Annotated in this window: 16 protein-coding genes; 10 read left to right on the forward strand and 6 right to left on the reverse strand. The window is 63.0% G+C overall.

The window, feature by feature from the left end; genetic code table 11:
- From EV679_RS07925 to EV679_RS07945, 5 genes are read left to right on the forward strand one after another with little or no spacing between them, the layout of a single operon-like run.
- Positions 1–345, forward strand: coding sequence for a Na+/H+ antiporter subunit C (locus tag EV679_RS07925; protein ID WP_068368411.1), 345 nt, complete (start codon positions 1–3; stop codon positions 343–345).
- A gap of 44 nt (positions 346–389) precedes the next feature.
- On the forward strand, positions 390–1964 hold the full coding sequence (locus EV679_RS07930; RefSeq protein ID WP_420177915.1) for a monovalent cation/H+ antiporter subunit D: 1575 nt from the start codon (positions 390–392) through the stop codon (positions 1962–1964).
- Positions 1961–2452, forward strand: coding sequence for a Na+/H+ antiporter subunit E (locus tag EV679_RS07935; protein ID WP_068368405.1), 492 nt, complete (start codon positions 1961–1963; stop codon positions 2450–2452). Before EV679_RS07930 ends, EV679_RS07935 begins: the two co-directional genes overlap by 4 nt.
- The gene (locus EV679_RS07940; protein ID WP_130486923.1) at positions 2449–2730 is read left to right on the forward strand and encodes a K+/H+ antiporter subunit F; all 282 of its coding nucleotides are present in this window, start codon (positions 2449–2451) and stop codon (positions 2728–2730) included. Before EV679_RS07935 ends, EV679_RS07940 begins: the two co-directional genes overlap by 4 nt.
- Complete coding sequence (locus EV679_RS07945; RefSeq protein ID WP_068368400.1) at positions 2727–3089, forward strand: Na+/H+ antiporter subunit G; 363 nt, start codon at positions 2727–2729, stop codon at positions 3087–3089. The genes EV679_RS07940 and EV679_RS07945 overlap by 4 nt, the downstream gene beginning before the upstream one ends.
- Before the next feature lie 18 nt (positions 3090–3107).
- Here the strand turns inward: EV679_RS07945 and radC are convergent, their stop codons facing one another.
- Positions 3108–3782 (reverse strand): RadC family protein, encoded by a 675-nt coding sequence (gene radC, locus EV679_RS07950; protein WP_068368397.1) that lies wholly within the window; start codon positions 3780–3782, stop codon positions 3108–3110.
- A gap of 51 nt (positions 3783–3833) precedes the next feature.
- Between radC and EV679_RS07955 the strand changes: the two genes are divergently transcribed.
- The 3 genes from EV679_RS07955 to EV679_RS07965 all read left to right on the forward strand — a co-directional run bounded on the left by EV679_RS07955 (position 3834) and on the right by EV679_RS07965 (position 6061).
- Positions 3834–4310 carry an FKBP-type peptidyl-prolyl cis-trans isomerase gene (locus EV679_RS07955; protein WP_130486924.1) on the forward strand — a complete coding sequence of 159 codons (477 nt, stop codon included), beginning with the start codon at positions 3834–3836 and terminating at the stop codon, positions 4308–4310.
- The gene (gene ispH, locus EV679_RS07960; protein WP_068368391.1) at positions 4310–5311 is read left to right on the forward strand and encodes a 4-hydroxy-3-methylbut-2-enyl diphosphate reductase; all 1002 of its coding nucleotides are present in this window, start codon (positions 4310–4312) and stop codon (positions 5309–5311) included. The genes EV679_RS07955 and ispH overlap by 1 nt, the downstream gene beginning before the upstream one ends.
- Positions 5312–5761: 450 nt before the next feature.
- Positions 5762–6061, forward strand: a complete 300-nt coding sequence (locus EV679_RS07965) for a DUF4148 domain-containing protein (RefSeq protein WP_238591314.1) — start codon at positions 5762–5764, stop codon at positions 6059–6061.
- Positions 6062–6239: 178 nt separating this feature from the next.
- Here EV679_RS07965 and EV679_RS07970 read toward each other — a convergent pair whose 3' ends face one another.
- The 3 genes from EV679_RS07970 to EV679_RS07980 all read right to left on the reverse strand — a co-directional run bounded on the left by EV679_RS07970 (position 6240) and on the right by EV679_RS07980 (position 9456).
- Positions 6240–6836 carry a BPSL1445 family SYLF domain-containing lipoprotein gene (locus EV679_RS07970; RefSeq protein WP_068368388.1) on the reverse strand — a complete coding sequence of 199 codons (597 nt, stop codon included), beginning with the start codon at positions 6834–6836 and terminating at the stop codon, positions 6240–6242.
- 282 nt (positions 6837–7118) lie between these two features.
- Complete coding sequence (locus EV679_RS07975; protein ID WP_068368382.1) at positions 7119–8540, reverse strand: amino acid permease; 1422 nt, start codon at positions 8538–8540, stop codon at positions 7119–7121.
- Between the two features lie 304 nt (positions 8541–8844).
- Positions 8845–9456: an NAD(P)-dependent oxidoreductase gene (locus tag EV679_RS07980; protein ID WP_068368379.1), complete on the reverse strand. Its 612-nt coding sequence runs from the start codon at positions 9454–9456 to the stop codon at positions 8845–8847.
- Between the two features lie 307 nt (positions 9457–9763).
- Between EV679_RS07980 and EV679_RS07985 the strand changes: the two genes are divergently transcribed.
- Complete coding sequence (locus EV679_RS07985; protein WP_083969444.1) at positions 9764–10198, forward strand: winged helix-turn-helix transcriptional regulator; 435 nt, start codon at positions 9764–9766, stop codon at positions 10196–10198.
- Positions 10199–10240: 42 nt separating this feature from the next.
- Here the strand turns inward: EV679_RS07985 and ypfJ are convergent, their stop codons facing one another.
- Together ypfJ and EV679_RS07995 are read right to left on the reverse strand one after the other, a co-directional pair.
- Positions 10241–11092 carry a KPN_02809 family neutral zinc metallopeptidase gene (ypfJ, locus tag EV679_RS07990; protein WP_068368377.1) on the reverse strand — a complete coding sequence of 284 codons (852 nt, stop codon included), beginning with the start codon at positions 11090–11092 and terminating at the stop codon, positions 10241–10243.
- A 275-nt stretch (positions 11093–11367) separates the two neighbouring features.
- Entirely contained in the window at positions 11368–13362 is a 1995-nt protein-coding gene (locus EV679_RS07995) for a DUF8189 domain-containing protein (RefSeq protein ID WP_130486925.1), read from the reverse strand.
- 353 nt (positions 13363–13715) lie between these two features.
- Between EV679_RS07995 and EV679_RS08000 the strand changes: the two genes are divergently transcribed.
- Positions 13716–14591 (forward strand): hypothetical protein, encoded by an 876-nt coding sequence (locus EV679_RS08000; protein ID WP_202969524.1) that lies wholly within the window; start codon positions 13716–13718, stop codon positions 14589–14591.
- Positions 14592–14598 lie beyond the last annotated feature (7 nt).

Here is a 14598-nt window from a genome sequence, read left to right on the forward strand (position 1 = left end):
ATGGAATTGATAGTCGCGTTGGCAATCGGCGTACTGACAGGCGCCGGTGTCTGGCTGCTGCTGCGGCCCCGTACCTTCCAGACCATCATGGGGCTGTCGCTGCTGTCCTATGCGGTGAACCTGTTCATCTTCGGCACTGGCAGCCTCAGCGTGGGCAAGCCGCCTGTGCTGGATGGCGAAAAGGTCGCCGATATTTCCAATTATGCAGACCCGCTGCCGCAGGCGCTGGTCTTGACGGCGATCGTCATCGGCTTTGCGATGACGGCACTGTTCCTGGTCGTCCTGTTGGCGGCCCGGGGGCTGAGTGGCACCGATCACGTGGATGGCAAGGAGAGTGATTCGTGAGCGGTCTGGTGTCTCATCTGGTCATCCTGCCCATCGTGCTGCCCATGGTGGCCGGTGCGGCAATGCTGTTGCTGAATGATACGCGCAAGGAAGAGCGGCGCCGTATCAGCCTGATATCTACGGCCCTGGTGCTGCTGGTCGCTGTCGTCATGCTGGGACTGGCGGCCTTCCAGGACCAGAGCTGGGTGCTGACTTACCGTCCGGCGAACTGGGCGCCGCCTTTCGGCATCGTGTTGGTCGCAGACCGCCTGTCGGTGCTCATGCTGGTGGTGACGGCAGCGTTGGCGCTGGCTTCCATGCTGGCTGCGCTGCAACGCTGGGACAAGGCAGGGGTGCACTTCCACCCCTTGTTCCAGTTCCAGCTGATGGGTCTGAACGGCGCCTTCCTGACGGGCGATATCTTCAATCTGTTCGTGTTCTTCGAAATCCTGCTGGCGGCGTCCTACGGTTTGCTGCTGCACGGTTCGGGGCAGGCGCGGGTCAAGGCGGGGCTGCACTATATCGCCATCAATCTGGTGGGGTCATCGTTGTTCCTGATCGGTGCGACGCTGATCTATGGCAGCGTCGGGACGCTGAACATGGCGGAACTGGCAACACTTGCCGGCAAGCTGGACGACAAGGCGCTGGCCATGTTCCAGTCCGGCGCAGCCATCCTGGGTTGTGCATTCCTGATCAAGGCAGCCGCCTGGCCGATGAATTTCTGGCTGGTGCCGGCTTATATCGCCGCAGTGCCGCCGGTAGGCGCCCTGTTTGCCATCATGACCAAAGTGGGCGCCTATGCGGTGCTGCGTCTGACATCATTGCTGGCTTCACAGGAAAACCAGCAGGATTTCACATCCTTCGCCAGCACCGAGGTCTTTGCCGTCGGCATCCTGACCATTGTTGTGGCCGGGGCGGGCCTGCTGGTCTCGCAGGATATGCGGCGCCAGGCGGCCTATAGCGTCATCGTATCGGCAGGAACCTTGCTGGCCTGCATTGGCTTTGGGAACATGCAGATCATTGCGCCGGCTTTGTATTATCTGATCAGTTCGACCTTCGCCGTCGGTGCAATGTTCCTGCTGGTCGACCTGATCGAACGCAACCGGCCGTTCGGCGCGGATGTGCTGGCGCTGAGCCTGGAGGCCTTCGGCGTGCCGGATTCGTCCCAGGGGGATACCGAGCAGGCCGATACGGTCGTCGGCATCACCGTGCCGGCAGCCCTGGCCGTTCTGGGCGGCTGTTTCGTGTTCTGCGCGCTGATCGTCGCCGGATTGCCGCCCTTGTCGGGCTTCATTGCCAAGTTCGGCATGTTCGCCGCGGCACTGGGAGATTCCGGTACCAATGAGCCGGTGACGGGCCGTGCCTGGGTCTTCCTCACTGTCGTCTTGCTGTCAGGGCTGGCGGCCATCGTGTCGCTGTCGCGTGTCGGCATCCGTACGTTCTGGGTGGTGGAACGCCAGCGGGTCCGCCTTAGCCTGGCGGATATCGCACCGGTGCTGTGGCTGCTGGGGCTGTGCGTGCTGATGGTGGTGTTTGCCGGGCCGCTGCTGTCCTATCTGGAGCAGACCGTGCAATACCTCTCGGTGCCCACGGGCTATACCGATGCCGTGCTGGGTGTGGCGGCTGGAGGTGCGCAATGAAAAAATGGTTCCCTTCCTGGCCGGTCACGGTGGTGTTGTTCCTGATCTGGATTCTTCTCAACCAGAGCCTGGACCCTTCGACCCTGCTGATCGCTGCAATACTGAGCTGGTTTGGCCCGTACATCACGCAGCGCCTGCGGCCGTTGCAGGCCAAGGCGAAGCTGGTGCCGGTGATCGTGCCCTTGGCGCTGCACATCCTCTGGGATATCGTCATTTCGAATCTGGCGGTCGCCGTCGTGATTCTCGGCGGACAGGCGCGCCGCGAGCGATCCGGCTTCATTCATATTCCACTGGACCTGCAGGACCCTCATGGCCAGGCGGTGCTGGCCGGGATCGTGACGGCCATTCCCGGCACCGTGTGCGCGGGCTTCAGCGAGAACCGCCGCATGATGACGTTGCACGTCCTGGATTTGCGTGATGAAGGCGCATGGATACGCACCATCAAGGCACGCTACGAGCGTCCTCTCATGGAGATCTACGAATCATGAACCCGATACTGCATTGGGCATCTGCATTTGCCTTACTCTGTTTCGCCGCCGGCATGGGGCTGTGCATGATCCGCATGATGCGTGGCCCCACCGCCCAGGACCGGGTCCTGGCGCTGGATGCCGCGTACATCAACGGCATGCTTATCCTGCTGGTACAGGGGCTGCGTGCGGGCAGCAGCACCTATTTCGAGATCGCCTTGCTGATTGCGTTGTTTGGGTTTGTCAGCTCTGTGGCGATCGCCAAGTTCCTGTTGCGCGGCGAGGTGATAGAACCATGACGGAATCAGCCATTGGTACTGCCGCATCCCTGCTGATCGCCTTCCTGCTGGTCGCTGGCGGCCTGCTGGCCCTGATCGGGTCCATCGGTCTGTTGCGGCTGCGCAATTTCTACCAGCGTCTGCACGCTCCGACCCTGGGCAATACCCTGGGCTGCGGTTGCATCCTGGTGGCCAGCATTCTGTATTTCAGCCTGGCGGAAGGGCGGATCGCCTTTCATGAGGTGCTGATCACGCTGTTCATCGTCATGACGGCTCCCCTGAGCGCCATGCTGCTGAGCAAGGTGGCGCTGTATCGTGACGGCCGCGAAGCGCGCCTGCGCCAGCCTGAGCAAAGCGAACCGACCCGCGAAGCCGATTGAGCCGGCGGCCAGCACGTCTCAGCACAGCCCGCGAGCTGCCAGCGAGCAACTGCCATTGCCGGCGATGATCAAATGATCCACCAGGCGGATATCGACCAGCGCCAGGGCATCCTTGAGCCTGCGTGTCAGTGTGATATCGGCCTGGCTGGGCTCGCGATTGCCGGAAGGGTGGTTGTGGGCGAAGATCATCGCACTGGCATGCTGCGCCAGCGCGGCACGCACGATTTCACCGATGAACACGGATGCCTGGTTGGTCGTGCCCTGGGCCAGGGTATGGCAGGACAACAGCCGCAAGCGGTTATCGAGATACAGGGCGATGCAGTGCTCGACCCGAAGATGCGCCAGACGGGCGGCGCAGTATTGCAGGACGGCATCGGGCTGGTTCATGACGTTGCCCTCCTGCAACGCTTCGGCATAGGCCCGGCGCGCCAGTTCCATGGTGGCGATGAGCTGGCATGACTTGGCTGGCCCCAGGCCAGGAATGGCAGCGAGCGCAGCGCGGTCGGCCGCCAGCAGTTGCCTAAGGCCGCCAAAGCCTTGCAGCAGCTGCCTGGACAGGCCCAGCACTGGCGTGCCGGATGTTCCGGTGCGCAGCATGATGGCGAGCAGTTCCGCGTCTTCCAGCGCACTGGCGCCGTGGCGCATAAGACGTTCGCGAGGCTGCAGCGGGGCATGGGTTTGGGTTTCTGGCATAAGTCACTCTAAAATGAGGGATTGATATCCAACTCGCTACGGTGGCAGACTTTGAGCGCGACAGCTGAACCAGTGAATGCTTTGATCCATGAGCATTCCTACCTCACCCTGAATTACCGTATCGTGCTGGCCTCCGGGCCGGCACAGGGCTCGGTGTTCGCGGATACGTTCGATGGTCGTCCTGCGACGCTGCAAATGGGCATGGGCCAATGGGCGCCGGGCCTGGAACAAGCCTTGCTGGGGCACCGTGAAGGCGATGAATTCAGTTTCACGGTGGCGCCGGCACAGGCCTATGGCGACCGTAATCCGGAGCTCGTGCAGGCCGTGACGCGGGTGATGCTCGACGAACATGCGGGCCCCGATGCCAGCTTCACGCCGGGCGACATGGTGGAATTCACCGCGCCCAATGGCTTGCGCTATTCCGGCGTCCTGAAGTCCGTGAACGACGACCACGCCGTCTTCGATTTCAACCACCCGCTGGCAGGGATTGCATTGACGGTGGACGTGGCGATTCTTGGAGTGCTTTGATGACGAGCGTAGAAACCCCGATCAGCGCGGGCGAGATCGTCCTGGCACAGCCCAGGGGATTCTGTGCCGGCGTCGATCGTGCCATCGACATTGTGGAACGGGCGCTGGAGCTGCACGGCGCGCCGATTTATGTACGTCATGAAATCGTGCATAACCGTTATGTCGTATCGACGCTGCGCGACAAAGGCGCAGTTTTCATCGACGACCTGGACCAGGCGCCCAAGGGGGCCATCGTGGTCTTTTCGGCCCACGGCGTTTCCCAGGCTGTCCGCAAGGAAGCCGAGGACCGGGGCCTGAATGTCTTTGACGCCACCTGCCCGCTGGTGACCAAGGTGCATATCGAGGTCAAGCGCATGCGTGCAGCCGGGCGCGAGGTCATCATGATTGGCCATCGCGGCCACCCGGAGGTCGAGGGCACGCTGGGGCAGGCGGATGATGGTATCTACCTGGTGGAAACCGCCGAGGATGTGGCGGCGCTGCACGTTTCCGATCCGGGCAACCTGGCCTACGTGACGCAGACCACATTGTCGGTTGATGATGCGGCCGTGGTGGCGCAGGCCTTGCGTGGCCGGTTCCCGGATATCGTCGAGCCGAAAAAGAGCGATATCTGCTACGCGACGCAGAACCGCCAGGACGCGGTCAAGTTCATGGCGCCCGATTGCGACCTGGTGCTGGTCGTTGGCAGTGTTAACAGCTCGAATTCCAATCGCTTGCGGGAAGTCGCAGAGCGGCTGGGCACAGATGCCCACTTGATCGACCGCGCCGATGCCATCGACCCGGCATGGCTGGAAGGGCGCCAGCGTATTGGTATCACCGCAGGTGCCTCTGCGCCAGAAGTGTTGGTGCGGGAAGTGATTGACCGCCTGAAGGAACTGGGTGCGCTGTCGGTCCGTACGCTGCCAGGCGAAGAAGAAAACGTGGCGTTCCCGCTGCCCAAGGCCTTGTCGCGCAAACTGGTGCCTGAGGTCGGGCCGGAGTCCTCGGCCAACAACGCAGGCTGAGTCAACCGCTGGACGCTGCCGTCGTGAAGCGGCTGGTGCAAAAAAGGGCGTGTCCTTCTACTGGACACGCCCTTTTTTTATCTTGGGCCGCGCCACGGTAAACCGAGGGGGGGCGCCGCTCAGCCGCAGCGAGGGGGGGGCACCGGGCAATGTCGGATGGATGGAGAGCCCGCCGATTATGCCTGTTCTGCATGGAATTTGGTTTCAACAGAGATGAAAGTGATTCCAATTGGTATCTGGACGCTTGCGTGATTATTTCATTCTATTTCAATGGGTAATCTGCGATTTATTTATTCCATATTTCCATATATGGAAAAATCATTTGCGGATATGCGCTTTTTCATATTAGGGATTCTACGCATACTGTCGTCACTGTCATCGCTTTGACATGTTCCCGCGAATGAACCAGAACGCGGGAATCAGATAGACGAAACCGTAGGAGTTGCAGAAATGAAAGCACTGAAAAATACCCTGTCGTTCGCCCTGGTTGCCGTGTCTGTGGCGGGTGCCGCCACGGTGCATGCTGCGACTGATAACCCCAATGCGTTGCCGCCGCTGAACGTCGGTACGCCCTTGAGCTCGCAGCAGGTTCAGGCTGAACTGGCCGAAGCCCGCGCTGCCGGCTTGACCGATGTACGCCCGAATGACCTGCCGCGCCTGCAAGTGGGTGCACCGCTGAGCAGTGCACAGGTACAGCAGGAGTTGCTGCGCGCTCGCGCCGCGGGTGAAATCGAGCAGGTCATCAACTAAGCATCATGCATGCTTGAGCCCCGGTTGCGGCAGTGTGTCCGCAGCACAGGGTAAATGAAAAGTGCCTGGATACCTTGCTGGTATCCAGGCACTTTTGCATGGGTTGCCGCCGTTGCCCGCAGCTATGTGGGCAGAGGGCGGCAGCGCCCCTGGCCGGGCTGGCATGCCCGGCAGCGGTTTACAGGTCGATGGCCTGGATCTTGGAGCCTTGCAACGACACGCCGGCAGCCAGGCCGGCATTGTTCAGCACGAAGCCGACCACAGGCTGATTGACGGTGTTGCTGTCGATCGAGCCATTGGCGCCCAGCGTGGCGAGCGCGACATTGGCGTCCGCGCCGACGGACCAGCCGTTGCTGTTGATGAAGGAATCCAGGGCTTGTTGCGTCGTAAAGACCAGGACGATGGCGCGTGATTGTGCGCCGGCCTGGAAGCCGATGGAGCCGCCGCCCAGGCTGTAATAGCCCTTGGTGACGCCGTTGACGCGCAGTGCGCCCTTGCCGTATTCGCCGCCAACGATGAAGCTGGCGCCCATGACGGAGGGGAATACCAGCACGCCCTTGGCTTGCTGGATCAGTGTCTGCGAACCGGGGGCCGAACTGTAAAGGCGGCTCAATGTAGAGTTGACGCCAGCGTTGATCTGGCTGCGTTGTTCAGCAGCGGTGGCCTTGTCGTCGGGGGTTGTGGTGGTGCAGGCGGCGAACGTCAGGCTGGCGAAGGCCATGGCGCATGCTGCCAGAGTACGGCGAGAGGAAAAATAGCCTTGCTTGCGCATCATCTGTCTCCATTGTGCTGAAAAAGCCTGGCGCACGGCGCCGTGGCGGAATAGGACATATCAGCGTGCAACCGCTGGGGCTGGCGCGCACCGACGTGTACCAGTGAGCTTACTGTGTTCGGATAGTTGCGTAAACGCTGGAATGCGACAAACCGTAAGTGTTGGCTGAGCTGCATCAAGTTTCCAACGAAAAACGCCGGCACGGGGCCGGCGTTCAGCAGTATTGCGGCCGTTTTCACCACGGCCAGTTCAGGCACTGGCTTGCGCGCCGGTCCCTGTGGGGGATTATTCCTTGATGCCCGCAGCCTGTTTGCGGCGGCGCACGAAAATATATGAAATCCCCAGGAAGACGAACCACAGCGGCGTGTAGACCAGCGCGATGGCCGTATCGGGTTTCTGCGCCAGCGCCCACAGGACGAAGGCAAAGAAGGCATAGACCAGGATGGCTGCCGGGATGCCGCCGGGCATCTTGAAGCTGGACGCGGCATGCAGGGCGGCGCGCTTGCGACGGTACTGGATGTACGAGGCCAGAATGATGGACCAGACGAAGATGAACAGCAGCGCCGAAATGGTCGTCATCAGCGTGAAGGCTTCCATGACGCTCTGGCCTGCGTACAGCAGCACGACGCCGGACAGCAGGAAAATGCAGGAGAAGAACAGTGCATTCACCGGCACGCGGCGACGGTTCAGGCGGCTCAGGCTGGTAGGCGCATCACCGCTGGAAGCCAGGCCGAAAATCATGCGCGAAGTGGAGTAGATGCCCGAGTTGGCGCTGGATGCCGCCGAAGTGAGCACCACAAAATTCACGACGTGCGCCGCGATGGCCAGGCCGGCCAGCGAGAACATGGCCACGAAGGGGCTGTTGTCCGGGCTGATCTTGTCCCAGGGTGTGACCGTCATGATGACGAACAGGGCGCCCAGATAGAACAGGACGATGCGGATGGGGATGGAATTGATGGCCTTGGGCAGGTTGCGGCGCGGATTTTCGGTTTCTGCGGCGGCCGTGCCTACCAGTTCGATGCCCACGAAAGCAAAGACGGCAATCTGGAAGCCGGCCACGAAGCCGCCAAAGCCATTCGGGAAGAACCCTCCGTGCTCCCAGAGATTGGAGACTCTCGCTGGCGTGCCATCGGGCAGCTGGAAGTGGTTCAGCAGCATGATCATGCCGGTGATGATGAGCGCGCTGATGGCGATGATCTTGATCAGCGCAAACCAGAATTCGATTTCCCCGAAGTTGCGCACCGAGGGCAGGTTCAGCACCAGCAGCACGACGATCAGGCCCAGCGCAGGGATCCAGATGGGAAGCTCGGGAAACCAGAAGGCCACGTAGCCTGCGACGGCCACCACGTCGGCCACGCCGGTGACGATCCAGCAGAGCCAGTAGGTCCAGCCGGTGAAGTACTTGGCCCAGGGCCCCAGCAGATCGCCCGCGAAATCGGCGAACGAACGGTACTCGAGGTTGGACAGCAACACTTCGCCCAGCGCGCGCATCACGAAGAAAAGCATGATGCCGATAATGGCGTACACCAGCAGGATGGACGGGCCGGCCAGAGAAATGGTCTTGCCGGACCCCATGAACAGGCCAGTGCCTATGGCGCCGCCGATGGCGATCAGTTGCAGGTGGCGGTTGGATAGATTGCGTGCCAGGTGGCCGCCTTCTGTTTCGGAAACAGCACCGGATTGCCCGGGTTCCGTGGAGCTGGACATTGCTGGTATCTCCTGGTTCGTGCCGCCGGGGGATGGCTTCGCCTGTCGGGCAGGCCGCCATTCAGCTTGCGGCTGTGTTTATCTTGATGCACTGCGGCATCCGCAGCGACAAGCTACGCAGTTTACGGCAATCGGGGCGGAGTTGTGGCAGCAGTAGTGATAGCCCTTATATGGATATGGCGGGCGCGGGTACGGCTGGCGGCAAACGGCCCCAGGGCCTGGTAATGCCCTGGGGCCGGGGTGACGCGTTGCCGGCTGTTGCGATGCAAAATGCCGGCCGGGCGGCCGGGATGCGGGGGGGGGCTCAGTAGCCGACGGTGAAGCGCTGGCGCGAGTGGGCCGGGTGTTCCAGTTCATCGACCAGTGCGATGGCGAAATCCTCGAATGAGATGCGGCTGCCCTGGTCGTTGCTCAGCAGCGTATCCTTGCCCAGGCGGAACTTGCCAGTGCGTTCGCCCGGGACAAACTCCGCCGACGGCGACAGGAAGGTCCAGTCAAGCACGGTTTCCTGGCGCAGCAGGTCCAGGAATTCCGCGCCCTTGGTGGCTTCGGCCAGGTAGGCGGCAGGAAAGTCGGGCAGGTCCAGCACGCGCTTGCCGGGCGCCACTTCCAGGCTGCCGGCGCCACCCACGACCAGATAGCGCGGTACGCCGGATTCCTTGACGGCAGCCAGCAGCAAGGCGGTGTCGCTGGCCGTGAAGTGGACGGCGCTGATGACGGCGTCGTGGCCGCGCAGCGCGTCGACCAGCGCGGCCTTGTCATAGACATCCGCCTGGCGCGTGGTGACGCCGGTGAGGGCGGCGATCTTTTCCGGGCGGCGGGCGATGGCGGTGACCTGATGGCCGCGTTCGGACAATTCCTTGAGAATACGCGAGCCGGCTTGTCCGGATGCACCAATGAGGGCGATATGTGCCATGTGTGGCTCCTTGCTTGTGTCTGTGAGAGCGTAAGGGGGACTGAATGTGTGGTCTAATTATTAGACCAATGGATGCATCCTAGGAGCTTTCCAGGCGTTGCGCAAGAAGTCATGCCGTGCTGATCTGGTCACTGCGCGCTGACTTTTGGCCTGCGATATGGGTGCCAGCCGGATTGGGCAGCGCCGCTTCCAGCAGTGCCAGAACGAGCAGGCATGCGCCTTGCACGCCTTGCAATCTTGTGAAAGGCACCGCGCTGGCGAATGCGCCACCGGATATTCAGGCAATAAACAAATAACGGGAAAGAAGATGGTTGTCGAGCATGTGAATGGCTGGGAAGACGCGGCCGCGGGACGTTCGTCCGGGCGCAGACCCGGCGGCCTGGCGCTGCCGCCCTGGCAGCCCTGTCCGATCCGCGATGTACTGGACCGGATCGGGGATCAATGGAGCCTGTTGATCCTGGAAGCGCTGGGCCGGGAGTCCGTCATGCGTTTCAATGAGCTGAGCCGGGAAGTGGAAGGTATCTCACGGCAGATGCTGTCGCGCACGCTCAAACGCCTGGAGCAGGACGGTTTCGTGGGTCGCACGGTTTATGCGGAAGTGCCGCCCAGGGTGGAATACGCGCTGACGGAGCTGGGGCATTCATTCCTGGGGCCGATGCGGGCGCTGGTGGCCTGGGCGGACGGTCATCATGACCAGATTCGCGATGCCCGCACCGCCTACGTGGCGCGTGAAGGCAGTTAGCCGGGACGGGGATATCCCAGGGGATGCCGGCGTAGTGCAGCCTTATGGCTGACCACCGAAGGTATCGCAGTCCCGCAGGCGGCCGTTGTCGTAGCCGCGCTGGAACCATTCCATGCGTTGTGCCGATGTGCCGTGGGTAAAGGAGTCAGGCACGACATTGCCGCCCTGGCGGCGTTGCAGCGTGTCGTCGCCGACAGCACTGGCGGCCCCCAGCCCGCTTTCAATGTCGCCGGATTCCAGAATATTGCGTTCGGCCTGGGCATGATGGGCCCAGACCCCGGCATAGCAGTCGGCCTGGAGCTCCAGTCGCACCGACAGGCGGTTGGCTTCGGCACGGGAGACGCGCTGCTGCATTTCCTGCACGCGGCGCAGCGTGCCCAGCTGGTTCTGGACATGATGGCCGATTTCATGGGCCATGACATACGCGCGTGCAAATTCGCCAGGAGCGCCCAGTTTGTGTTCCATCTCGTCGAAAAAGGCCAGGTCCAGGTACACGCGTGTATCCAGCGGGCAGTAGAACGGCCCCATGGCTGCCTGCCCGGTACCGCAGGCGGTCGGTGTGGCACCGCGGTACAGGACCAGGACGGCATCCTGGTAGCTTCCATTGGTCTGTGAGTTGAAGATGCCGCGCCAGGTGTCTTCCGTCTCCCCGAGCACCCGGGCGACGAATTGTCCCTGGGCGTCTTCCGGGGTGCCGGTACTGGCCTGTTGGTTCGATTGGGCCGGGCCGCCATCGCCGGCAAGTTGCAGCACCACGGCGGGGTCCACACCGAAATACATGGCTACCAGCGCCAGGACGATCGTGCCGACACCGATACTGCCGCGGCCGACACGCGGTCCGCTGCTGCGGCGATCTTCGACGTTCTGGCTGGCTCGGGAGCGTCCCAGGCGCATGATGGTATTCCTGTTTCTTGGGGGGATGAGGGCAATGGCTTGCGGCATGGGCCGCAGGGGAAAAGCTTACCCCGGTTTCAGGCCGGGATGAAGGTGATGCCGCTTGCAGTGACGATTTTTGACCGCGCCGATGGCCGGCCAGTCCGTGACACACGTCTGTGCGGCCGGGCACCGAATCCGGACTCGGCACCAGGAGGGATCAGGCAGGCTGGGGAGAAGGCTTCCACAGGCGAATCCAGTAGATGGATTCAGCGGGCGAGCTTTTCCCCGTGTACTCAGCGGCGGGAGACGGCAGCGGGCGGTACGGGCAGGGTTGCCGTCGCGTTCAGCTTCCAGCTGTCGTCGGCCGGGTCGCGGCGCCACAGGTCGTAGGTCTGGGTGGCGCCGGTACGCCGCGCGGCCAGGTGCAGGGCGCCGTTGTGGCGCTGCAGCGCGGGGGCGGAACCGGCAGCTGACATCAGGCGTACGGGCGCTTCATCTTCGTCCAGCACCCAGACCGGGCCGCCGGCGCGTTCCAGTGCGGCGACGACAACGTCGCCGTCTTCATCCAGGCCGACTGCCGGCTGGCCGATGTAGTGCAGGGCCAGCGATTCCGCAGGCTGCCAGGGCGCGTCCGCCCCGGGACGGACGATGTGGTACAGCTCGCCATTTTTTCCGCGCAGGAAGACTTCCAGCGCTTCATCATGTGCCAGCGCTGCCAGCCCGCCGTTGCTGGCCGGCGCGGCCAGGGGCTGCCAGGCCTGCCATGCCGGACTGCCGGGCTGCTCCTGGCTGCTGCGATACAGCTGGCCGGCAAGATCCAGGGCAAAGGCTTGCAAGCGGCCCTGCCTGTCCTGCAGCAAGGCAGCATGAATACTGGCGCCCGGCAATGGCGGCAGAGCTTGCCATTCCTGCCATTGCCAGTCCGCAGGCAGGCCCGCTGCTGCCGGGCGTGCCTGGCTCCAGTACAGTTGGCCGTCGTTGCCCAGGGCAAGAGCGCCATTGCCTTGCGCTGCGAGTGCCGGGGCATGGCGGAAGCGCATGCCGTGCAGCGCCTGCCAGCGTTGCCAGTGGCCGCTGGCCGGGTCCTGCCGGCTGCTCCACAGGGTGCCCAGCGCATCGCGCAGCAACAGCCCGGCAGCCCCGTCCGGCCAGGTGAAGGCTTGCGGCGCTTCAGCGCTGGGCTTGCCCAGGGGCTGCCAGCGTTCCTGCTGTGCCGTCCAGGTTGTCGGCTGGTTGCTCCATTCGCTGGTCGTGGCCAGCACCAGGCTGCCCTGGCTGCCTTCGGCCAGGGCGGGCGGCGTGTCGTGGCGGCTCAGGTAGTAGCTGCGCTCGACCCAGGCGGCAGTCGGGCCATAGGGCTGACGGCATTGCTGTCCCTGGGCGCAGTAGCGCCGGTCCAGCCAGGCGTAGCGCAGGAAGGATTCCGTCTTGAGCCGGATGTCTTCAGGTGCCAGGTTCGCTTCCCGTTCCTGGCTGGGGTAATCCACGTAACCGACGGCGGGATAGACATCGGGCAGCTGCCGCATGGCTTCGCGCACCAGCCTGGCGCTGGCGATATGGTCGGGGTGGCCGTGGCCGGCGCAACGCCAGCACAGCGAGGTATAGGGAATGGTGCTGGTGTCGTCGAGATGCCGGATGGTTGTCGGCTGATAGGCCTGTATGACGGCGGCAAGCGTCCTGACGAGCTCTTCACGGTCATAGCGTTCCTGGAAGTCGCCCAGGGTTTCCACGGCATGCCCGCCCACGGATTCAAGTTGACTCAAGGGCGTCAGGCTGCCCCAGCCTGGCCCCAGCCAGGGGTCGCGCAGGCGCATGTGCAAGAGTTGCAAGCCAGGTTGGCCTTGCAGGCGCTGGCGGGCAAACACATGGCCAGACACGAGCACGCGGTCTTCCGTCCACAGGTCGTCCTGACCTGCCATATAAGCATGGGCAGCGCGGACGGCACGTTCGCGTGACAGCATGTAGGCGACGCCTTCGTCGCGCTCGCTGGCCGTCAGGTAGACCACGGTGAGGCAGGCGCCAGCGCGGCTCACCGCCTGCAGGTCCGGATTCATGAACAGCAGATCATCGTCCATGTGGGCAACAAAGGCCAGATCACGGATGCCGTGGCAATTCGTGTCCCCGGCACCTGTCCAGGCTGCCGGCAAGCTGGCGGGCGGGGTCGGTGCTGTGACGGCCGGATCAGGCAGGGCAGCCTGTGTGCAACTGATAATGCCCAGGGCCAGGAGCAGGGCGGCGGCAGGCCGGTGCGTCAGGCGGGGGAGAAAGCGGCAGAGAGAGGGCGGCATGGTGGGCGCAGCAAAGGAGAGTGATGCTGTCCTGTCTGCCTGGCGGCGGATGCGGGGGCAACAGTTGCCGCGGCAACCACTGCCGGCCGGGGCCGGTACCTGTGCGAGATCCGGCGCAGCAGGCAGGACCGGCGGAAATTATGCGCCTGAAATATGTCAATACGCCAGCACTTGTTGAGTGCTGGCGCAGCGGGCCGCCATCACGATTTTTTAGTGGCCGGGGTTTTCCCGGCAAGCCGTTTGCGTCGATAATCCCGGTGCTGCCATGATGGCGCGGCAAATTGCCGGATGGATGGACGGATGGGGATGACGGATTTGGGCAATTGCAGATATCGGCTGGCCAGGAGCGTCGCATGAGCCTGCGGCCAGGGCAGCCCGACACCCAGCCAGTGAAGCAGCAGGTCGTCAGTTTTGGCGCGGGGCCGTTCGTCACATTGCGCCGTTTTGTCCAGCATGGACGCCTGATCGTCTGGAATTCGCGCCAGAACCGCAAGGGCTTGATGCGTGCAGCCCGGAATCAGGAGCATGCCGCGCTGCCTGCATGGCAGACAGCTGGCTATAACCGCATTGTTGGCGCCTTGTTTGCTATCGGCTCCCTGCTGTTTATGCTGGGCGCGTCGCTGTCGCTGTTGCCGGGCAGCCTGGGTTTGTCCAGCCCGCAGGTCGGCCTGGTGTATTTCCTGGGTTCCATCCCGTTTACGATGGCAGCCTATATGCAGCATTTCCAGTCTGCCAATGCGCCTGCTTTTTCGGTGCAGCAACAGCCAGCTGCGCCACCGGCGCGCATTCGTCTCATCGGCTGGCAGCCGCGCAGCGCCGGCTGGATCAGCACCCTGGCACAGTTCATCGGTACCGTCGCCTTTAACGTCAATACCTATGACGGGATTGGTACGCCTGCCAACTGGTATCTGCAGGATACGCTGGTGTGGGCGCCGGACATGATCGGGTCCGTGCTGTTCCTGATTTCGGGATATCTGGCGATGCTGGAGACCAGCCATGCTTACTGGAGCTGGCGTCCGCGCGAACTGGCGTGGCAGATCGCCTTCATCAATCTGTGGGGCTGCATTTTTTTCATGACAGCCGCCGTGCTGGCCTATGTGCCGCAGCGCCAGGAAGCCGCCTGGATTGGCGTGCTTGCCAATGCGCACCTGTGGCTGGGCGCGTTCTGCTTCATGGTGGGCGGCCTGTTGCTGATGAAGGAAAGCCGGCAGGCTGACCAGCGTCCCTAGAGAGGCC

Source organism: Kerstersia gyiorum, from assembly GCF_004216755.1.
Lineage (GTDB): Bacteria > Pseudomonadota > Gammaproteobacteria > Burkholderiales > Burkholderiaceae_B > Kerstersia > Kerstersia gyiorum.